The organism is Aeromonas intestinalis, from assembly GCF_054052485.1.
Map to the genome: position 1 here is coordinate 349087 of NZ_JBSTYK010000002.1, position 18200 is coordinate 367286.

General features: G+C 56.1%; 21 protein-coding genes and 1 pseudogene. 11 read left to right on the forward strand and 11 right to left on the reverse strand.

The annotated features are described in order from the left end of the window. The first annotated feature begins 25 nt into the window (after window positions 1-25). Window positions 26-574 (forward strand): 3'-5' exonuclease, encoded by a 549-nt coding sequence (locus ACW5W7_RS03815; protein WP_103859304.1) that lies wholly within the window; start codon window positions 26-28, stop codon window positions 572-574. A 16-nt stretch (window positions 575-590) separates the two neighbouring features. Here the strand turns inward: ACW5W7_RS03815 and ACW5W7_RS03820 are convergent, their stop codons facing one another. The 4 genes from ACW5W7_RS03820 to ACW5W7_RS03835 all read right to left on the reverse strand — a co-directional run bounded on the left by ACW5W7_RS03820 (window position 591) and on the right by ACW5W7_RS03835 (window position 5266). After that, a complete protein-coding gene (locus ACW5W7_RS03820; RefSeq protein ID WP_103859303.1) occupies window positions 591-1073 on the reverse strand; it encodes a Mov34/MPN/PAD-1 family protein in 483 nt (160 codons plus the stop codon). After that, window positions 1070-1936, reverse strand: coding sequence for a ThiF family adenylyltransferase (locus tag ACW5W7_RS03825; protein ID WP_219812704.1), 867 nt, complete (start codon window positions 1934-1936; stop codon window positions 1070-1072). Before ACW5W7_RS03825 ends, ACW5W7_RS03820 begins: the two co-directional genes overlap by 4 nt. Window positions 1937-2837: 901 nt before the next feature. Further along, the gene (locus ACW5W7_RS03830) at window positions 2838-4085 is read right to left on the reverse strand and encodes a nucleotidyltransferase domain-containing protein (RefSeq protein WP_456500811.1); all 1248 of its coding nucleotides are present in this window, start codon (window positions 4083-4085) and stop codon (window positions 2838-2840) included. Window positions 4086-4090: 5 nt separating this feature from the next. Further along, window positions 4091-5266 carry an HNH endonuclease gene (locus tag ACW5W7_RS03835; protein WP_103859306.1) on the reverse strand — a complete coding sequence of 392 codons (1176 nt, stop codon included), beginning with the start codon at window positions 5264-5266 and terminating at the stop codon, window positions 4091-4093. 467 nt (window positions 5267-5733) lie between these two features. Here ACW5W7_RS03835 and ACW5W7_RS03840 point away from each other — a divergent pair, with 467 nt between their 5' ends. From ACW5W7_RS03840 to ACW5W7_RS03880, 9 genes are all read left to right on the forward strand, one after another. Further along, window positions 5734-6843 carry a tyrosine-type recombinase/integrase gene (locus ACW5W7_RS03840; RefSeq protein WP_456500812.1) on the forward strand — a complete coding sequence of 370 codons (1110 nt, stop codon included), beginning with the start codon at window positions 5734-5736 and terminating at the stop codon, window positions 6841-6843. 531 nt (window positions 6844-7374) lie between these two features. Then, complete coding sequence (locus ACW5W7_RS03845; RefSeq protein ID WP_456500813.1) at window positions 7375-7929, forward strand: recombinase family protein; 555 nt, start codon at window positions 7375-7377, stop codon at window positions 7927-7929. A gap of 196 nt (window positions 7930-8125) precedes the next feature. Beyond that, a complete protein-coding gene (locus ACW5W7_RS03850) occupies window positions 8126-8284 on the forward strand; it encodes a hypothetical protein (protein ID WP_456500814.1) in 159 nt (52 codons plus the stop codon). Next, complete coding sequence (locus ACW5W7_RS03855) at window positions 8268-8897, forward strand: hypothetical protein (RefSeq protein ID WP_456500815.1); 630 nt, start codon at window positions 8268-8270, stop codon at window positions 8895-8897. The genes ACW5W7_RS03850 and ACW5W7_RS03855 overlap by 17 nt, the downstream gene beginning before the upstream one ends. Before the next feature lie 712 nt (window positions 8898-9609). Then, entirely contained in the window at window positions 9610-10152 is a 543-nt protein-coding gene (locus ACW5W7_RS03860) for a hypothetical protein (protein WP_456500816.1), read from the forward strand. 51 nt (window positions 10153-10203) lie between these two features. Continuing rightward, window positions 10204-10968, forward strand: a complete 765-nt coding sequence (locus ACW5W7_RS03865) for a hypothetical protein (protein ID WP_456500817.1) — start codon at window positions 10204-10206, stop codon at window positions 10966-10968. Window positions 10969-11065: 97 nt separating this feature from the next. Continuing rightward, on the forward strand, window positions 11066-11311 hold the full coding sequence (locus ACW5W7_RS03870; protein ID WP_456500818.1) for a hypothetical protein: 246 nt from the start codon (window positions 11066-11068) through the stop codon (window positions 11309-11311). Beyond that, window positions 11311-11619 carry a hypothetical protein gene (locus ACW5W7_RS03875; protein WP_456500819.1) on the forward strand — a complete coding sequence of 103 codons (309 nt, stop codon included), beginning with the start codon at window positions 11311-11313 and terminating at the stop codon, window positions 11617-11619. Before ACW5W7_RS03870 ends, ACW5W7_RS03875 begins: the two co-directional genes overlap by 1 nt. A gap of 107 nt (window positions 11620-11726) precedes the next feature. Then, entirely contained in the window at window positions 11727-11912 is a 186-nt protein-coding gene (locus tag ACW5W7_RS03880; protein ID WP_456500820.1) for a hypothetical protein, read from the forward strand. Window positions 11913-11984: 72 nt separating this feature from the next. On the opposite strand, the pseudogene ACW5W7_RS03885 reads toward ACW5W7_RS03880, so the two are convergent. Further along, window positions 11985-12305 (reverse strand): annotated as a pseudogene (locus tag ACW5W7_RS03885) (BRO-N domain-containing protein); the annotation flags it as partial. Window positions 12306-12326: 21 nt separating this feature from the next. After that, a complete protein-coding gene (locus ACW5W7_RS03890) occupies window positions 12327-12488 on the reverse strand; it encodes a hypothetical protein (RefSeq protein ID WP_456500821.1) in 162 nt (53 codons plus the stop codon). Between the two features lie 444 nt (window positions 12489-12932). Here ACW5W7_RS03890 and ACW5W7_RS03895 point away from each other — a divergent pair, with 444 nt between their 5' ends. Further along, complete coding sequence (locus ACW5W7_RS03895) at window positions 12933-13238, forward strand: hypothetical protein (RefSeq protein ID WP_456500822.1); 306 nt, start codon at window positions 12933-12935, stop codon at window positions 13236-13238. 206 nt (window positions 13239-13444) lie between these two features. On the opposite strand, the gene ACW5W7_RS03900 is transcribed toward ACW5W7_RS03895, so the two are convergent. Genes ACW5W7_RS03900 through ACW5W7_RS03920 form a run of 5 tightly spaced genes read right to left on the reverse strand, consistent with a single transcriptional unit; the run spans window position 13445 to window position 18075 of the window. After that, window positions 13445-14677 carry an MFS transporter gene (locus tag ACW5W7_RS03900; RefSeq protein WP_456500823.1) on the reverse strand — a complete coding sequence of 411 codons (1233 nt, stop codon included), beginning with the start codon at window positions 14675-14677 and terminating at the stop codon, window positions 13445-13447. A 2-nt stretch (window positions 14678-14679) separates the two neighbouring features. Next, window positions 14680-15111 carry a plastocyanin/azurin family copper-binding protein gene (locus tag ACW5W7_RS03905; protein ID WP_456500824.1) on the reverse strand — a complete coding sequence of 144 codons (432 nt, stop codon included), beginning with the start codon at window positions 15109-15111 and terminating at the stop codon, window positions 14680-14682. Continuing rightward, a complete protein-coding gene (locus tag ACW5W7_RS03910; RefSeq protein WP_349922116.1) occupies window positions 15111-15881 on the reverse strand; it encodes an ABC transporter ATP-binding protein in 771 nt (256 codons plus the stop codon). Before ACW5W7_RS03910 ends, ACW5W7_RS03905 begins: the two co-directional genes overlap by 1 nt. Further along, window positions 15874-16926, reverse strand: a complete 1053-nt coding sequence (locus tag ACW5W7_RS03915) for a FecCD family ABC transporter permease (protein WP_456500825.1) — start codon at window positions 16924-16926, stop codon at window positions 15874-15876. Before ACW5W7_RS03915 ends, ACW5W7_RS03910 begins: the two co-directional genes overlap by 8 nt. Before the next feature lie 48 nt (window positions 16927-16974). Next, window positions 16975-18075, reverse strand: a complete 1101-nt coding sequence (locus ACW5W7_RS03920) for an ABC transporter substrate-binding protein (protein ID WP_456500826.1) — start codon at window positions 18073-18075, stop codon at window positions 16975-16977. Between the last annotated feature and the right edge of the window lie 125 nt (window positions 18076-18200).

Consider the following 18200-nt stretch of genomic DNA (forward strand, 5'->3'; position numbering starts at 1 on the left):
AATACTATTACGATAAGGATGTGTGATGACGCAAGATGAGCTTTATGTTTCAGTTGATGTCGAAACCTCTGGACCCATACCTAGCGAGTACAGCTTACTTTCCATCGGAGCTTGTCTTGTTACCAAGCCTGCAACGTCCATCTACCTCGAACTTCGGCCTGATGGTGTGACACACGACCCTGAAGCCGTGGCAGTGTCCGGCCTAAATCTGGAGACGTTGGAACGCGATGGACTCTCTCCGCAAGAGGCAATGCGCACTCTTGAGCAATGGTTAAGTTCGATCTGTTTACCTGGGCAGAATGTGGTGTTCGTAGGTCTTAATGCACCTTTTGACTGGTCGTTTATCAACTACTACTTCCACAAATACTTGGGAAGAAATCCCTTTGGGTTCACTGCAATCGATATAAAAGCCTACTTCATGGGAGCTACCTGCTGTCGTTGGAAGGAGACCAAGTCCTCCCAAATGGCTGCTACGTTCAAACCACGCAGTGCGCCAAATCACAACGCATTGGATGATGCCCGCTTCCAGGCTGAGCTCTTTGCGCTGATGCTGGCGGATAGAGGTAAATACTGACCTGGTGCTTAGATACTCACCTAGTCCAGGCAGCTTCGACATACTTACCGCCCCTAAATGACCAAGCCTTTATCCCTTCGGGCTTAGAGGATGTACCGACAATGATGGCGATTGGATGTGGCAAATCCTGTATATGGTGCGCAGCAAACCTAGAGAAGCTTTCAATATCAGTAAGTGAAATTGCAGGTATGGTCTGGGGGTGCGTATGCCAGTATCCCACCAGACGTAGTCCTTGTGCATTGGCACTCTCAATCTCCTGTCGGCAGCGTCCCGCGTCCAGTTCCAGCCAGGATCTGCCTGCGCGGTCGTTGCGGTGAGGAGGAGTAGCCATGGCAAGCAGTAATCCTGCTGGGTTAATTGGGTTCACGAATAACTGCCCCCCACGTTCGACATCCCACCTCTGCTGCCGGTTGCTATCTAGTTCCTTCGCGACAGCTTGGGACACCAAGAGCTCCGAATCAACCCCGAACCATCTCCATCGCCATGCGATATCTGTCATTCATTTTCTTCCGTTTGTTTCGGCCATTCGCGCTCCAACTGAGCTTGCAGCATCCCTTCTGGCAATTCAGGGCCAAGGTAGTATCCACCCAGAGCCGCGATGTCTTTAGGCCTGTTAATGCTGCTTATCCACGTTGCGTCCCCGACATTGCCGGTCAAGGTGCGTATGGCCGTCTGCGACACCATAGAGGCGATGTTCATCATTCCCATCGACCCACCAGGAATGAAACTCTCCCCACAGCCTGGAAGCGCAACGATACCTCCCCCTGGCCACTCGGTGAACTTATGCCTGAAATCACCGTTTTCTCTGAACAAGTGCCTAGCATCAAAAGCTCCTGTGGGGGCAAGTAGGACGTGTCCTACCTGTGTGTGGGGTTCGCTCCAAGCCTGGAGCAATCCCCAGGACGTGCCTTCTGACTTGGCTTGCCAGAATGTGACTTCTGACTGCCAATCCGCAGTGGTCAATACAACCAGATCAGCTTTTTCGAACACATCGGGGTTCGCATAAAACACATATTCGGCGAAGGTGGTATATGTAGTGACTTCGATGCTAGGTAGATCCCTGCGGATTTTTTCTCGGAGTGCTTCGGCCTTTGCTCTTCCTAGGTCATCCGTTCCCAGAACATGTCTACCAAGGTTGGCTGATATCAGCGTGTCGTAATCAATTATCGTCAAATGACCGACGCCTGATCGAGCCAGCTGCAGTGCCACCGCCCCGCCCAGAGAGCCTGCGCCGATACAAACTACGCGAGTATTTTCAAGATTTTTTGTTGCACCGCTTAGGTCACGAGACAAAATTGCCGTCCGATCAAGCACGTTCAGAGTAGTCGAGCGGATGAGCTCGGGGGGATGAGTAACCGCCATGACCGGTCGTCGGCGCGCAGTACGCAAGTTGAATCTTGCCCCCCGATCTAACGATGCGCCATAGGAGCGGACATTGAGACAGTAGATCGGAGCATTTGTACCCCCTGGAAGCTCCAGGGCAATCCATCGACTGGTTAGCGAACCGCGCTCTCCAAACCAGGAGAGCAACTGCTTGGCATCGTCTGGATCTAGGTGAGGTGTAAGCCATGGTAATAAGTGCCCTGGGGCTGGAATGCGTATGTTCGGATGGCTCCGCAGCTTAACGTAGAATCCGGGGATCTCGGCAGCACGGATCGTTGCGGATCGTCCGACTACGCGCTTGTAGTGTCTCCTAAGTACAGACGTCTCAGTCGCTAACCAAACCGTTTCTCGCCCAGATGGTACAGCTTTGCGTGGATCGCTGAGGGCGAAAAGCTCAGATGCTACTTGGGGCCGATCCAATAGGATGAGATTCTGCAGAGAATGACCAAGCTGCATGGACCAGTATGAGGTGATTTCACTTTGGAACTCGGCATCACGCCTTTCTTTACTCGCACCCATGCTAGCTAGGGATACAATCTTGGCTAAGCGTGCCAAGCTGTCCCTAACGACTAGTTCAGGAGACCCCGTAATAGGGCGCTGCTGAAAACCATGCAGGCACAGCCCTGATTTCATCGCATGCGGCCAGACCAGCCATGGTGAGGGCTCGACATGTAACTGTAATAGCCCTTGCGGGAAGTTAGAGGGAAAACCGATACGCAGGCGCCGTTCTAGTCCTGTGTAATCGACTGGTAGGGGGAAGTAAAAGCTTGCGACTTCTCCTCCCCGCCTAGGCGCGGGCTGAAGTAGAGTAGCAGCAGCATCCTCGCCCAAAATGCTCTGCAGGGCAGCGATTCCGCGCTGCAGAGGCGTATCAGCATATTTAACCAAGGCGTTCAACCGGCTTTACACTCGCCTGCGAACTCTCAGAAGCGGTTGTTCCTCCAAAGATTGCCCCTATCGATATTGTGTTTCGTGTGGTCCCATTTAAACGACCCGGCATCGTCCAATTAGCCGGGATTTCGTTGTTCACCTCTGTGATGAACGTCAGTCCCATACCGAAGTTTTCTTTCACCTCCTTGGCAAAGTCATTTGCAGAGTCGAAACTCTCCAGCCCCAGAGCTACCGACATACTCGCGCTCAAGTGCCATGCATAAAAAGCCTGGCGGTAGCGTTCTCCTTCAAGAGGCCTGTTCCACTTCTCGGCAAAGTTCTCACCGTTATCTTTTGGATTACAAACTAGATAATCATTAGCTTGGTATTTGATGTATTGCGGCATTCTGCGAACAATTTCTAGGATAGCATCCAGCGGTCGTAGCGGCTTCGACTTGGACTCTTGCACCACATCAAGATAGGCATGGGTGGCAAGTGTCGTGATTACGGCTGAAATAGGGCGAAAATCCTCATTTTTGGTCCGAATGGCCCATTCATCGCGATGTCGCTTCAGCAGTTTGATAGTCGCACGAAGTGGATCTTGGTCTAGGTAGTCCTGATAGGTCGGCAAAGGATCCTGCGTTGCTGCCTCAAAGATGCGTTCACTCTTGTTGAGTGCGAGACTATCCATGGCGACTATCTGTTGGGTAGACGCTGCCTGTAGCCAGTTGGAGTAGGGAATGGGACTACTTGCTTTCCAACCAGTTACTCGGTCTGGGACCTCTAACTTACCCTCACCATTCTCTTCGACATTTCCATTTATGGCGCGCGCTGGTGTGACATCGATATGAAAACCAGGGCTCTCATCGGCGTAGACAATCCGGATACCACGACGCAACGGCTGGATATCTTCCTGGACGCGGCTACCCTCTTTGAACCTCGCTTCGATAGCCTCCAAGACCTCATTCGCATCAACCCCTTGTGCATGAGGTAGCCAGATGATTGCATCAGCGTCGATGGTGTTCATATCTGCGAAGGCACCAGAGACGGGTTTGATGGTTGTCTGTAACCGAATGGAGCCTTGAACAAAGATATGTGCCTCAGCCAATAGGGGATTGTCAGAAGCAGAGAGTATCTTTTGTAGCTGAGAGTAGCGTTCGTTGATCTTGCTGTACTGCGGTTCCGACAGTGAGATCTCTCTTGCTGCACGAAGCAGGAAGTGCTGCCAACTGTCGCGTTTAGTTTGTTCATTACTCATGGACATTACTGGGCCTCCTGGGCCTGGAGACCCAAATTTAGTGTTGGCTTGAACTTGTTTTGGCTGTCTTTATCGCGATCAAAGATCAGGTACTGATGCTGATGTTGCGTAGTGAGCAAGGCACCAAACTCGATCGCTAGTGCAGCTGGAATTGCTGGGAACACATGGATCGTACTCGCTGTCATGGCCTCGAGTTGGCTCAAGCGTATCTGGAGTGCGTTGCGGAACGCATGAATCACACGACGGTTCTGGACCATCATATAACTGGGCTCAGGGATAGTCAGCTCTGCGATGCGCGCACCAGGTAAGGCATCGTTTACATCGCGGTGGGGGACTTGTGCGGATATGGATAGGACCAGTGCCAGTGGGGCATCGCCATCTGGTGGGGAAGCAAACAGATACTCCGGCGGATCAGCTGACTGATCGGGCCAACGAAGTTGATACTCGCGATTGAAGGAAAAAAGTAGGCGCTTGGAACGGTCTCCTATGGTCTGCCCCAGTAGCATCAGCGCAGGAATATCGGCTACACCCACAACGGCAATCGCAGGCGTGTCGCTATATATACCTCCACGGCGTCTTAGCTGCTGTTCCAAGTCGTGCAGGATGCTGTCCTTGATATTTTGCCAGTAAAATACATCCCTACCACGAGGTCCTGGTGCTGGAAACGTGATCCTAATTGGGTGATCAATTGCCGTTAATCCTTCGGAAGACATTGCAACCAATAAGTCGCGAGTGTGGATGTCATTAGTCGTTGCGAAGTGCTGACTCAGCACGATCACGGGTATGGCCCGACCACCATTGGGTGTCGTAGCTGCGAGCCTAATGCGGTCCAAGTATGCTTGGTGAAGGCCACTTAAGTCTTCCTCTGGGTAGCCATCTGCGTCACGGTCAATCTTGTCATGACAGCTAGGGCACAGGAGCATCAGATTGGCAGAGTCATTTGTGAGCGCCTGTGCTTTTGCTTCGTCATGATCCTTACGTCCCCTCGGACCCTTTGGGCTAGCTGGCAATACATGGGCAACCTCACCCCACTTCATGGGTTTGCCTACGCGATAGTCGTGCGTAAGATCATTGCCACATAGCTCACAATGTCCAGCAGACTGTATCCAGACGATCCGCTTCGTCTCTTCATTGGTGTTATAGCGCCCATTTGCGGGGTTAGGCTTCTCTAGTTTTTCCACTTCAATCTCCTCTGTGAGACATCCATGATCATTACAAATTATGAGTCTGTTGAACGCTAGGGTTTGCCATTGCAACCACAATATATAGCATTTATTTTTTGTTTTATCCATATATATGGTGTTTTTGAGATGTTTTTGACAAAAGCAAGAAGAGACTTGATTGATCCAGAACATGGTTTAAGAGGAAGGTGATTCATTAAAACTGAAGCTGCCAAATACTTGTTGTGAATCCTGAATTGTTTTTTTGTAGTAAAATTACAACCTGATAAGGGGGGATAGGAGTTGACGGTACATTATTATGTCAGCTTATGGGTTATTTTTATGTCAACTTATAGGTTATAAAACTCAAGTAAGTTACTGATTTATGGTTGTGTGTTATGTCAACTTATGGTTTAGACGACAGTTCAGTAACTTACCTCTCTTTGGCCTCTTGGTAATCCACCTGATGTGGATAGCAGGAGCGCACTATGAACCTCTGGCTTTCCCCTCTTGGTGTTTGGTACTACCGCAAGGTAACGATTCTCCCGTGCGGCAAACGCAAGGATATGAAGCGGTCCCTATGCACCCGCGACAAGCGACTGGCCCACGAAAAGGTGGCGCTACTGCTTGCCTGCTCCCGCTCCCGTGGGATTGCACCTGCATCTCAACATTCCCCCGTACCAGCTACACCCCCAGCCCCGAAGAAGAAGGCTGACCCCCTCTCGATAACGAGTGACCGCTACCAGAAGGAAAAGGCCCTGTCTTGGGCTCCTACTGAACGCCGGAACCAGAAGAGCTACATCGCCTATTTCATCAAGGAAGCAGGTGATAAACCCGCTGCCGACTACAGCAAGGCTGACGTGGTGCGCTTCAAGGATGGCTTGCTGGCCTCTGGTAAGTCTCCGACCACCATCAACAAATACATCCAGAAACTCTCCCTCTTGTTCGCGTGGCTAGAGCTGCACCATGAGGGCATCACTAATCATTTCTCCGGCCTTAGACTCCAACGAGTGAAGGAGGTCAACACCCGCAGCAGCTACACCCCAGCAGAGCGCCAGACGTTTCTCAGGTGGGCGTATCAGCAGGAGGGCCACCGCAAGTGGCTGTCGTTGCTGGGTATGTTCACTGGTGCCCGAGCGAATGAACTCTGCCAGCTCTATGCCGATGATGTGCAGCAGGTGGATGGCGTATGGTGCTTGAATATCCGGGCCGGAAGGCCAGACCAGAAACTCAAGACCAGTAACAGCGCACGGCTTGTCCCGCTGCATTCAGCTTTGCTAGCGGCTGGCTTCCTCGACTTCTGCAAGAGCAGGGCTGGTGGTCGGCTGTTCACCGAACTACCACACAGGAACGACTGCTACAGCCACTTGTGGGGCCAGCAGTTCAGCAGACACCGCCCGGTTGAGAAGGACTTCCACAGCCTCCGGCACACAGTCGCATCTGCCTTGAAGGCTAGCGGGGTGCCGTTGCAATACGCGGCGGCGATACTCGGCCACACGAACGGTGCCATCAGCTATGACCGCTACGGGGGAGGGGTAGCCGTTGAGAGGCTGCGGGATGCAATTGAACTTGCGCTGGAGGCGGCTCTGGGCGGGTGAGGCAGGGTGAAATCAACTTTCACGACACAATTTTGTCTGGGGGTCAGACTGTGTCCGGGCCCTACCTCTTGATTTCCCCCCAAGCCCCATCGTCCGGCTGGCCCGCCTGCTCACAGTGTGGATGACTTTTCACGACACAATTTTCCGTGGGGTCACCTCGACCCGGACCGCCACGAAATCCCCCCATGCACCCTCTCCGTGTGAGTACGAGAATGAAAAGCTCGCGGTCTTCACCCTCTTACTCGGAGCGTCACGCTGAACGAATCCTGAATCGCTCGCTGGACGGAAGCTGAACGTGGCTGGTGCGACCAGTAGGTCAGCAGAACATCACCAGACGCCGAGCCTCTTATGTGCTTCTGCCTCCCAGCAATGCAGCTGAGATTTCAGCGGTTCTATGCTATCAACCACCTATCATCACGGTATAGCTGAGTGATAGTAAGGGAGGGGTAGGCTGTCAGCTATCAATATGTGTTGATATTGACCTTGATGATAGTTTATCGTTAGCGCCCTCCCTATTGATAATGAGCTGAGATGATGAACTTCCTATATACCCGAGTATCGACCTCCGGCCAGAACGACGACCGCCAGCAGCTAGAGGCGGGGCAGTTCGATGAAGTGTTCGCAGACAAGGCGAGCGGCGGGACTGTAGCCCGCCCTGAGTTGCAGCGGCTGCTCGGTAAGGTCAGGGTAGGGGATACCGTGACGGTGCTCTCTATCGACCGCCTAGCCCGCAATGTGAAGGACTTGCTGACTCTGCTCGACGACTTCACCAGTAAGGGCGTGAAGGTTCACATCACCCAGCTAGGCCACACGGTGGACAACTCTCCCATGGGCAAGCTAATCGTCACGCTGCTGGGTGCAGTGGCAGAGATGGAGTTGGCTGGTATCAGGGAGAGGCAGGCCCAAGGTATCGCCATTGCCAAGGAGGCGGGGGTCTACAAGGGCAGGACGAAAGTTGCTGCCACACGGGAGAAGGTGGCGGAGCTGATGACGCAGTATCCCGGCATGTCAAACGATGAGCTAGCGAAACTGGCGGGGTGTGGTGTGGCTACCGTGTACCGAATCAAAAAGGAGTTGCGGGAGTAGTTGAAAGCATGAGGTAGTGACAGGAGGCCCTTCGGGGCCTTTGTTGTATCTGGGAATATTAGGCCCCTACAAGAATAGTAAACCCTGCATTACCAGTGCTCTGGATAATGTCGGCCTACACGAAGACATAGAGCACCTAGTATGGTGTTCCCAGTTCAGGCATCAGGTATCACCTCACACAGATGAAGGAGTACCTATGCAAATCAGCAACACCAGCAACACCAGCAACACCAGCAACACCAACCCCAACCCCCTAATCCTCCCCTCCCATGCAGAACTGACAGACGCAGAGCTTATATCCCTCTGGATGTTTGAGGCTGATTTGGAGGCTGGATTCTATGACTGTGATTGCTAATACCCGTGATGCCCGAGACATTAACCTCGCTGGTGTCAATAACGTGATGGATGCCATGCGCGGCTGCACCTCGGTTGAAGCTGGGGAGCATCTGGCAGCATGGCGACGACCAACGCATAAACCTGCCTACCTGACTGGATACCCGAAGGCCCGCCGTACTGCTCGGAAGCTGCAAGCCGCTGCGTATATTCCCGCTCCGATTGTCCCGACCAAGAAGGCAGGTCGTCCGGCTACCGTATACCAGAACCTAGCCCCTGAGCGGATTGCCCACTTGATGGCTGTCGGTCTGGATAGGTCTGCCATGCAAGAAGACGATGCACCAGAAGTACAGGGTCTGCCTGTCTGGCTGGATGACATCATCAGTGGTGCTTTGGTATGGAATGACGCCAAGGGCACAGCACACAAGCTGTCTCCGTTCTGGATGCGGAAGGTAATCATGCTCCCGGTCATCAGTACCGCTATCGTCATGGAGCTGACCGGGTTGCAGAAGTCAACAGCATCCCGCTACGTGGCGAACGGTATCCTCGCCTGTAAGTTCATCCTCAATGAGCTGAATAAGCAGGAGATGGCTGAGCTAGGAATTAGTCCGATAGTATATAAAGGAGATGGCTGAGCTAGGAATTAGTCCGATAGTATATAAAGGAGATGACCAATCAGAATCTCCGCTATCCACCATAGCGGTAGATGCGCTACTGCCCGTTGTCACTTTGAAGGGGAGGGAGTATCGTCCCGTCATCCAGAAGGGGGCTGTCATTGGCTGGGCTTCTGAGTCTGGTATCTGGCTGGCAGATGACCTCTGCCCCGTGTTCGTCCCCGCTTCGGAATTAGTCCGATAGTATATAAAGGGAGTGGGGTCACCCCCACGACCGCCCCCCGCTACTGCCTCTCCCTCTCTGTACTGCCGCTACTGCCGCTCTGTACCCCGATGACTTCTACAGCATCAAATTATTCTCATGCAGTCTCCATGGAGGAGCATCTAGCTAGTGGGTTCGACATGCCCTAGGGGCTAGTTGGATGTTCCTCCATGGGGATTGCCTTACCGTGCGTAGATAGTTGTGAAGGTGAAAGACGGTCAGTGATGACCTACGGGTAAGACGATGGGGTGGCAGGTGGGATTCTGCTGCTCCCTCGCCCCATTCTCCCAACACCTCCCGCACAGCCCGCCACATCGGCGGGTAGCGCATCGAATCAGGCACTGTTCAGACGGTGCACGGATGACACCTTCCACTCCATCATCCACCCCCTTTATATCGAGCTTGGGAGACTCGCCCCTCCGGGGCTCCCCTGCGCTCGCGACCGAGCATCACAACATTCAAGGATTCATCATGAAAGCCACTCACGCCTATGGCGTCCCCTCCGATATCCAGTATGCCCCGCCGAGCAAGCACTCTGTCCCAGCCAAGGACTTGCCCGTCTACGGTCGCCCTGACCAAGAGCAGCTAGACCAACTGGCAGCCGAGCTGAACTCACTACATGCCCGTGGTGAAGTCGTCATGAAACAGAAGCGGACCCGCTCGCCTAAGTCGCCCAGCTTCCCCATGGGTCACAAGATTGGCCGTCGCTTCGGCTTCGATGACACTGCCCTCGCTTGTGCTCTGAGTCATCTTGGCCTGACCACGTATGCGATTTGCTCCCTGCTGGAAGCTCGTACAGGCAAACGTCCGGCACATCAGACCGTCACCGCTATGGTATCCGGTAAGAGCTACGAGGATTTGCGTAAGTCCCCCGGTCACGCCAACCGAGTGACGCATTACGTCAGCTTCTTTGACCCGGCTCTCCGTGCTTCTCCGTCATGGACGGTGAGTACCCGAGCCCTTGAAGAGGCGAAGGCCAGCAAGCCCGGTGACTTCTACCGAGGGGGTCGCTAGTGACCCTGCTCACCGTCTCACTCATTCTCACCTTTACCCTCTGGAGTCCCTATGTCTGACCTTATGAATCCTCACAGTCGTGAACTGCCTGCCGACATTCTGCCCGTGAACGGCAACTTCAACGGCAACTGGCACGGTGTCATGCCCACCCAGAACGGCAGCACCTTGACCCACGCTCCCGTACCCCCGGCCCTGCAAGCTGATGCCATCGCTTCGTCCGTCGAAGGTCGCGGTATCATCAAGCCGGGGATGCCCGGGTATCAAGTCCAAGAGCTGTACGACCAACTGGCCGGAACAGAGCTGGAACTGGCGAAGTTGGGTAAGCGTCCGGTGGCTACTGCCAGCATCCCGAACATGTCCGATTCCCGGGCCCCGTTCGGTGGCAAGTCCGTCTCCGACCTGCTGCGGGCATCCGACATCCCCGCCGTGCACATTCAGAGCGAGGCGGCCCGTCTCCGCCACATGTCGGCTGTCCTGCCGGAGATTCGCCGTGGGCTCATGGCTGCCAGTGGCGAGTCACGAGCATCCGCTTACAGGGCGGCGCTGGTTACCGCGAAGGCCATCGTGTCCGAACTGGAAGCGTGGGGGCCGGACGTACTCAAGTCAGCCGAGCAAGAGCCGGGAGCCCGTGCTTACGACTCCATCAAGCGCAACCTTGAAGCGCGCCTCCGTAGTGGCAAGGCCGCGCTGGCCCGCCTGTCTGCAGAATCGGTCGGCAACTTCGTAAACGCCGTGACCTCTGCCCGTCAAGAGAAGGAGCTTACTGAGCTGCGCAAGCTGGTACAGCCGAGCATCCCGGAGAAGCAGAAGAAGTAACCATCAAGGGCGCGGCGTTTTACCGCCCCCATCACGCAATCACCCTGGCCCCAATTCTGGGGCCGGGTCATACCCCAACACCCCCAGAGGAAATCTCATGAACCAAGAAATCCAGAACATGGCCGCCGATATCAACAACGGCCACATTATCGACCTGCACAACTCCCGTGAGGTTGCCCAAATCAGCCAGCACGCCCAAAGCGAAGGATGGTACTCGGCTCGCTTTGAAGACCGAATGGCCGCCGTGCTTAGACACAGCATGGCCGCCGGGGTATACCGTCGAACCAGTCAGCCGACCCCGCCGCCCGGTAACATCATCCAGTCGTTGAAGGCTCGTGTGTAATGGGCTGGCTTCGCAAGGTATGGGCCGCGCTGGTGGTCCTGTTTACCCGGCAGGAGGTGCCATCAAAAGTTCTGGCGTCCGAACCTTTGGCGGCTGCCCCGACCCAGCCTCTCGACTATCCAGATTTGCACATCTCCCACGGCTCACCCCTCAAGGCCGTCATTGACCAGCTCGACCGGGTATTCCCTGCCCCTGTCATCAAGCCGGGGGCAGTCCTCGACGACCTGCAATACAAAGCAGGGCAGCGGGCGGTGGTCGATTGGCTTAGGCAACAGCAGGTGAAACAACAGCAGAGGGGTAAAACATGACGTATCAAAACACCATCGTTCCTGCTGTCTGGTCACTGGCCGCCCTCCAACTGGTGGAGCTGCTGGGCAGCTTCATCTACATATGGACTCACTAGGAGCACAACGCTATGAGTTTGCTGAGCGCACAGACAGCGAAGAAGCTCCCACGGCGGGAGCTGGAGTACATAGTGGTTCAGGCATCGGAGGAACTGGCCCGGCTGGAGAGATACATCAAGGAGCTGGAGGTCTACGTCAAGGAGCTGTGTCAGGAGCTGGACGATAGATTGGACGGGAGGGAGTCATGCAGCCAGTAACCCCTCCAACCAAGAAGCAGGCTAGAAACAGGCTCCCGCAGCCCCTAGCCGAGAGGCTGGTTGCTGAGTTCATCAAGCACAATCCCAGCTCAGTGCTGGCAGGGGTTGTCCCTGCTGACCGGAAGGGGGTGGCGAGTATTCCATAGGGAGCACAGTCTCCATCACCCAGTCTTGGAACTCTTCGGCGGACGGGAGGTTAGAACCGAACACGAGGCGGTACACGTCGGACTCCGGGATTACCTTGGTCTGCGGGTCAAGGGGTCGCGTTTCACGACCCCCTCCAACTGGAACCGCTTTCTTACAGTGCCGGATTACTGCGTCCTTCGTATTGCTGTACCCCAGCGCCTCGGCTACATCCTTGGCGATGAACATCGGGGTGCCGTCTACATCTACGGTGCGGACGTTGCTGGCGAGTCAGCCTTCCCCGCGGGAGACGCGAATCATACGTTCAATCCAGCGGGCAGCGCCTCGGACGGCTAGGGCGAACACAACTATCATTGCGAGCATGGTGCCGAGTTGGTCGAACAGCAGGGTTGCGGCGATGAGGCCAATGATGGAGAGGAACAGGGTTTTCATAATCACGCTCATTTAAAAATCAGCAGCTACACAAGCCGACCTTGTGTACCCCTAAATGGTACTTTCGGGGTGGGCTTTGACCAAGCCTCACCGGATTATTTCCCGTGCCCCGAAAAGGCTTGGTTCAGGAAGGTAAAATCGATTCACAGCCCATAAAAATTTCCGGGGGTTGAGCTGCGGGAGGGGAATTCGTATGATTGACTTTTCTTGGCAGATGTAGCCTATCCACCTAATGTGGATTACCTCTCCAAACGAGACAGTAGTGCGAAGCAAGTAGAAGTGGCCTAAGTATTTGATTTCCTTACCGGAAGGTAGCAGCCAAGGTGGGGGACTCGAGTGCCGGGATGTGGCTGGTAGGGCCACCACTCGTTTCTGCAATTCAATAAGTTAGCCCTCTTGAGCCGTCTGGTCATCCACTTTATGTGGACGACAGGAGCGCTCGCAATGAATCTCTGGCTCAGTCCCCACGGCATCTGGTATTACCGGAAAGTCACCACGCTCCCCTGTGGTCGTCGTAAAGAGATCAAACAATCCCTGCGTACCCGCGACAAACTTTGTGCCCGCCACAAGGTCGCCCAGTTGCATACCTGTGTGCGGTCAAGACCGACGTCTACCGTGCCGCCTGTTGGTGTCCCAGAGGGGCCTGCAAAGCAAGAGCACACCAAATCGGTGGCTCGAACGGCCAAATCGCTTGCTCCACGCCTGTCGGTATTGAGTGACGGCTATCAGAAAGGGCAGGCCCTCTCTTGAACCTCGACAGCGATCAGTAACCGAAAGAACGATATAGGCCCTTTTATCGCGGTCGTGGGGTGGGGGATAGACCGATTGTCGACGATGGCAAAGGGGAGGTGGTCAAGTTCAAGGAGGGTTGCTGAACGCCGACAAGAATTCGGCCATCATCAACCAGTACCTGCAGGCGCTATCCTGCCGTTTAACTTGCCGCCGAGAGTCCGCTGCTACTGACTCGCAACACATCGCTCCCCCTTTTGTCGTGTCTGCAGATGCAGATATAGCCCGACTCCTGCGACCATTCCCACCACTCCTAGCAGACCCCAGATCGCGAGAGGGGGACGGGTTCCGGCATCACCCAGCATGAAGCCGATTAGCAGATTCCCAAAGAGTGCCATGCAGCCTCCTGCGCTGGCGTAAAAGCCGTAGTAGCTGGCCAGCTGTTCTGGCGGCGCATAACGGGGGAGTTGAGCCGCGAAGAGCGGGAAGCAGAGAATGGACCCAACAGAGAGCAAGGTGACTTGCAACAAGACCGCCGAGATCGGCCAAGGGCCCAGGAGTGGCAAGGCCAGATAGCTTGCCCCCATCAAACCGACCCCCAACCCCATGGCCAACGGTACACCCAGTTTGCGCTCCACCAGACGGGAGGCGGGTAATTGGAACATGACACCGATCACCGCGGACAGGGTGAAGACGGTACCGAGCAGATGAGTGGCATCGGGCAGGCTCTGAATATAGGCAGGGAGGGCCAGATAAAGTTGATGAAAAAGGATTTGATAGGCACCGGCCAACAGGGTGAATGAGATAAAGGGGCGCTGGCGTACGATGGCGCCCCACTGCCGAAGGACGGTGCTGCGAGGGGCAAGGGCGCCCACCGGACGTTTGGGCAGCACCCGGTATTGCAATATGCCGAGCAGGGCGAAGAGGGTTGCGGCCAGCAGTCCCGTCAGCCCATAACTTTGCTGGGTCAGTGCCAGACCGAGCAGTGGGCCGAGCAGCATCCCCGCTTCGCTGGCCAGGTTGTGTAGCGCAAAAGCACGCTGCCGCTGTTCAGGCGTCGTGCACTCGCTGGCCAGATAAGCTTGAGCGCAGGGGGTGAACAGGGCCCCGGCAAAGCCGGTTAAGGCCGCCGCCAGCAGCAGTATGGGCAGGGAGTCGGCAAAACCGAGTAGCACGAAGCCAAGGGAGCGCAGCAAGCAACCCCAGACGATAGCGGGGTGATAACCGATACGATCCCCAAGCGTCCCGCCCACTAAAAACAACCCCTGCTGGCTGAAGACCCGCATCCCCATGACAAGGCCGCAGGCCCAGCCAGCCAGGCCGAGGCCTGCCCCCATGTGTTGGGCCAGGAATGGCATCATCATGTAGAAACCGAGGTTGAATGCCAGGCCGTTGGTGATGAGCAGCCGGGCAGCAGGACTCATGGTTTGCCAATCTTGCCAGTAGGATGCTCGACTCATGTCTATTTCACCTGGGTGAACAGTGAGTCAATGCGGGCACTGTTGCTGTATATGCGCCCCTTGTTTGCCAGCATCTGTTTGCTGACTACCGCTTTATTGACGGGGTTGCCAACCTGGATGAGCCCGACCATGCCCATCATCAGATGGGGAGGGCACATGTAGAAATAGAGTCCCTCCTGAGTCAGGGTCAGCGTGAATGGCTTATCCAGTTTGCTTTGCCAGGCCTCGGCCTTCTCTGGTGTGGCGAGTGAACGGACATAATGCCCGCTTTGGGTCGGTTCAAAGCGTACCGTATCCCCCACCTGCGCGTGCACGAATGCTGGCTGGACATCGCCTTCCTGATTGAGCATGCGCACCCGATGTTCGGCCCCATGGGCACTGTGGGAGAGGAGGAGGCACAGACTGGCCATCGTGGTCATGAACAGGCTTTTCATCAGCGTTGTTTCCGTAATGTTCGCAGGAAAGGGGTGCCGTTGTGATCGTGGATCACCTCAACCGGCACCTGATACAGACGTTCAATCAAGGGGGCATCCAGTACCTCGGCCGGGGGGCCGAAGGCTTGCAAGTCACCGCCAGCCAGCACGATCAGTTGATCGGCAAACTGGGCGGCGAGATTGAGATCGTGCAGCACAACCAGGGTGATCCATTGTTGGGCGCGAGTCTGCTGGCAGAGGTGCTCCATCAATTGCATCTGGTGGTGCAGGTCAAGGGCGCTGACCGGCTCATCCAGCATCATGATGCGGGGATCCCGCAGCAGCACCTGGGCAAACAGCACCATCTGCCGTTGGCCACCACTCAACGAGTAGAGGGGGCGATCGGCCAGATGCGCGATGCCGAGTGCCTGCAGGGCGCGGCCAGCGGCCAGGATATCCTCATCGGCTAGCCGCATGGATAGGCTGTCAAGCCGCCCCAGCACCACGACCTCGATGACGCTGAGATCCAGTTCCAGCTGAATGTTCTGAGGCATATAGCCAAATTGCTGGCGCCACTTGGCAATGGTCATCTGCGAGAGGCTCTGCCCGGCAAGGTGAATGTCACCGCGGGTGGGGGTCAGCTCGCCAAACAGGGCACGCAGTAGCGAGGTCTTGCCCGTGCCATTGGGGCCAATGATCACGTGAACATGGCCCGGCAGTAGCGTCAGATCAAGCTCTCGCAGCAGTGTCTGCTGGCCAATGGAGAGAGAGAGGCGGGATATCTCAAGCACGTTTACGCCCCTTACCGAGGATCAGCCAGATGAAGAAGGGCACACCGATGAGCGCCGTGACGATACCGATGGGAAACAACGCACCGGGAATGATGGACTTGGAGAGTACCGAGGCGGCCGACAGCATGCAGGCTCCACACAGGGCGGAAAGTGGGATCAGGAAGCGTTGATCTTCACCGACCAGCATGCGGGCGATATGGGGGGCGACCAACCCGACAAAACCGATGACCCCCACGAAGCTGGTGGCGGTCGCTGTGAGCAGGGCAACCAGCACCAGCGTCTTGAGGCGCAGTCTGTCCACGTTGACGCCCAAGCTGCGGGCCCTGTCCTCCCCGAGACGCAGGCTGGTCAGCGCCCAGGCATCCCGGTAGATGAGCACGGTACACAGTAGGGTGACGGCGGCGGTAATGAGAAGGGCATCCCAGGTCGTGCGCATCAGGCTGCCGAATAACCAGAACAGGATCTGCTGGTTCAACTCCGGGGAGGAGAGAAACTGCAGCAGTGACAGTAAGGACTGGAACAGAAACAGCAGCGCGATGCCCGCGAGGATCAGGGTCTGGCTGCTGACATGGCGCATCATGGCAAGGCCAAACAGCAGGCTGGCAGCAAGCATGCACAGGATGAAGGCACCCACCGGGATCGCGATGAGGGGGGATAGCCCAAGGCCACCGGTATAGAGTGCCAACGCGGCGCCAAGCCCGGCCGCCGCGGCCAGGCCCAGGGTATAGGGGCTGGCGAGCGGGTTATCGAGCAAGGTCTGCATCTGTACCCCGCCAAGGCCAAGAGAGGCGCCCACAACCAGCGCCATCAGGGCAATGGGCAGGCGCATGTCATAGACGATGGTGAGGGTCATGGGATCAGCCTGTGCGGGCGAGAGCAGGGCATCTATGACATCCTGCAGGGCGAGCAACGAAGGGCCGGTGGCAATATCGAGGATGAGCGTGAGACAGAGGGTCAGTGTCAGCAACAGCAGCCAGTGCCAACGACGGCGCTCCCGTTTGCGTTGACGGGCGAGAGTCTGCTGCAGCGCAGCCAAATCATTCATGATGGGGATCCTGAAAAGGCGCTCTCATAAAAGAGCGCCCATGAAAGGTTAGAGGCCGATGGCGAAGGTGCCTTCAGCCTTGACCGGCAGATAGCGACGGTAGAAGTCGAGGTAGTTGGCGACCGGATCCAGATCTTTGAAGAGGGCCGGGTAGAGCGCCTTGGCCATGAACTGGACCATGGTGTAGTCCAGCACGGTCCGTGAGGCACCCTGATAGATCCCGTAGACGCGCTGCTGCTGTACCGCAGGCAAGTTGGCCCAGCCGCTGCGCTGAGTGAAGGCGAGCAGCCGCTCACGGGCCACTTCCGGCTTGACTCCCTGGCCCAACAGCATGGCTGTCGGGTTGTTGGTGGACTCGGTCCCCGTGAGGAAGACGACATCGGGCTTGGCCGCCAGCACCTTCTCCGGGTTCATCGGGCCATACCACTCGACGAATGGGGCGGCGATGTTCTCCCCCCCGGCTAGCTGACCCAACGGACCCCACATCCCCTTGCCATAGCTGAAACCATACTCGGCCGGTCCTTTATTGCCGAATTCCACGTAGAAAGTGGGTTTGGGCAGCTTGGCCTTGGCGATCCGGTTTTGTATGTCATCGATGGCGTGCTGGTACTCGTCAGCCAGCTGGCGGGCGCGTGGTTCTTGGCCTGCAATCTTGCCCAGCAACAGGGTGCTGGCATGGTGGTTGGCGGGCAGCTCCATGTTGTAGTCAACGACGACCACCGGCAGGCCGGCTTGCTCCAGGCGTTCAACATCAGGGCCGAGTCCCTTGTACTGCCAATCCGCGAGGACGACGACATCGGGTTTGAGTGCGAGCACCTTCTCAACCGAGAAGGTCTGCACCTCGACTTCACCGACGTCCGCAATCTGTTTCAGTGAGGGGCGCTGGGCGGTGAACAGGGACCAGTTGGCGGGACGCCACCCTTCCCAGGCTTCGCGGGAGATCCCGACGACCCGATCAAACGCCTGATCGCCACCAATCGCAAGGTAGTCTTCAAAGTAGAAGGCCAGTACCACTCGCTTGGCAGGTAAATCGACCTGGACTTCCCGTCCCAATACATCGGTCAGGGTTTCAACCTTCGCCTGGGCGGTGCCAAAGAGGCCGCTCAGGCTCACCAGCGCCAGGCTGGTATATCTGGATAACACATTCATGCTGCGTGCAAACTCCGTGTGATTGTTGTTATGGCCGGCGAGCGTGGGCGTCGTCAGCGGGTCCTCTCATTGGTCTGCAGGTGCCTGGCCAATGTGAGGGAACGAGCCAGCGCAATCTCTGGTTC

What these genes read in the sequence shown, in the direction of transcription:
- ACW5W7_RS03900 (WP_456500823.1), bottom strand. Translation starts at nt 14,677, where the DNA reads ATGAGTCGAGCATCCTACTGGCAAGATTGGCAAACCATGAGTCCTGCT.
- ACW5W7_RS03850 (WP_456500814.1), top strand. Translation starts at nt 8,126, where the DNA reads ATGCAAATCAGCAACACCAGCAACACCAGCAACACCAGCAACACCAAC.
- ACW5W7_RS03820 (WP_103859303.1), bottom strand. Translation starts at nt 1,073, where the DNA reads ATGACAGATATCGCATGGCGATGGAGATGGTTCGGGGTTGATTCGGAG.
- ACW5W7_RS03815 (WP_103859304.1), top strand. Translation starts at nt 26, where the DNA reads ATGACGCAAGATGAGCTTTATGTTTCAGTTGATGTCGAAACCTCTGGA.
- ACW5W7_RS03830 (WP_456500811.1), bottom strand. Translation starts at nt 4,085, where the DNA reads ATGAGTAATGAACAAACTAAACGCGACAGTTGGCAGCACTTCCTGCTT.
- ACW5W7_RS03840 (WP_456500812.1), top strand. Translation starts at nt 5,734, where the DNA reads ATGAACCTCTGGCTTTCCCCTCTTGGTGTTTGGTACTACCGCAAGGTA.
- ACW5W7_RS03895 (WP_456500822.1), top strand. Translation starts at nt 12,933, where the DNA reads ATGAATCTCTGGCTCAGTCCCCACGGCATCTGGTATTACCGGAAAGTC.
- ACW5W7_RS03915 (WP_456500825.1), bottom strand. Translation starts at nt 16,926, where the DNA reads ATGAATGATTTGGCTGCGCTGCAGCAGACTCTCGCCCGTCAACGCAAA.
- ACW5W7_RS03905 (WP_456500824.1), bottom strand. Translation starts at nt 15,111, where the DNA reads ATGAAAAGCCTGTTCATGACCACGATGGCCAGTCTGTGCCTCCTCCTC.
- ACW5W7_RS03880 (WP_456500820.1), top strand. Translation starts at nt 11,727, where the DNA reads ATGAGTTTGCTGAGCGCACAGACAGCGAAGAAGCTCCCACGGCGGGAG.
- ACW5W7_RS03890 (WP_456500821.1), bottom strand. Translation starts at nt 12,488, where the DNA reads ATGAAAACCCTGTTCCTCTCCATCATTGGCCTCATCGCCGCAACCCTG.
- ACW5W7_RS03875 (WP_456500819.1), top strand. Translation starts at nt 11,311, where the DNA reads ATGGGCTGGCTTCGCAAGGTATGGGCCGCGCTGGTGGTCCTGTTTACC.
- ACW5W7_RS03845 (WP_456500813.1), top strand. Translation starts at nt 7,375, where the DNA reads ATGATGAACTTCCTATATACCCGAGTATCGACCTCCGGCCAGAACGAC.
- ACW5W7_RS03870 (WP_456500818.1), top strand. Translation starts at nt 11,066, where the DNA reads ATGAACCAAGAAATCCAGAACATGGCCGCCGATATCAACAACGGCCAC.
- ACW5W7_RS03920 (WP_456500826.1), bottom strand. Translation starts at nt 18,075, where the DNA reads ATGAATGTGTTATCCAGATATACCAGCCTGGCGCTGGTGAGCCTGAGC.
- ACW5W7_RS03825 (WP_219812704.1), bottom strand. Translation starts at nt 1,936, where the DNA reads ATGGCGGTTACTCATCCCCCCGAGCTCATCCGCTCGACTACTCTGAAC.
- ACW5W7_RS03860 (WP_456500816.1), top strand. Translation starts at nt 9,610, where the DNA reads ATGAAAGCCACTCACGCCTATGGCGTCCCCTCCGATATCCAGTATGCC.
- ACW5W7_RS03865 (WP_456500817.1), top strand. Translation starts at nt 10,204, where the DNA reads ATGTCTGACCTTATGAATCCTCACAGTCGTGAACTGCCTGCCGACATT.
- ACW5W7_RS03855 (WP_456500815.1), top strand. Translation starts at nt 8,268, where the DNA reads ATGACTGTGATTGCTAATACCCGTGATGCCCGAGACATTAACCTCGCT.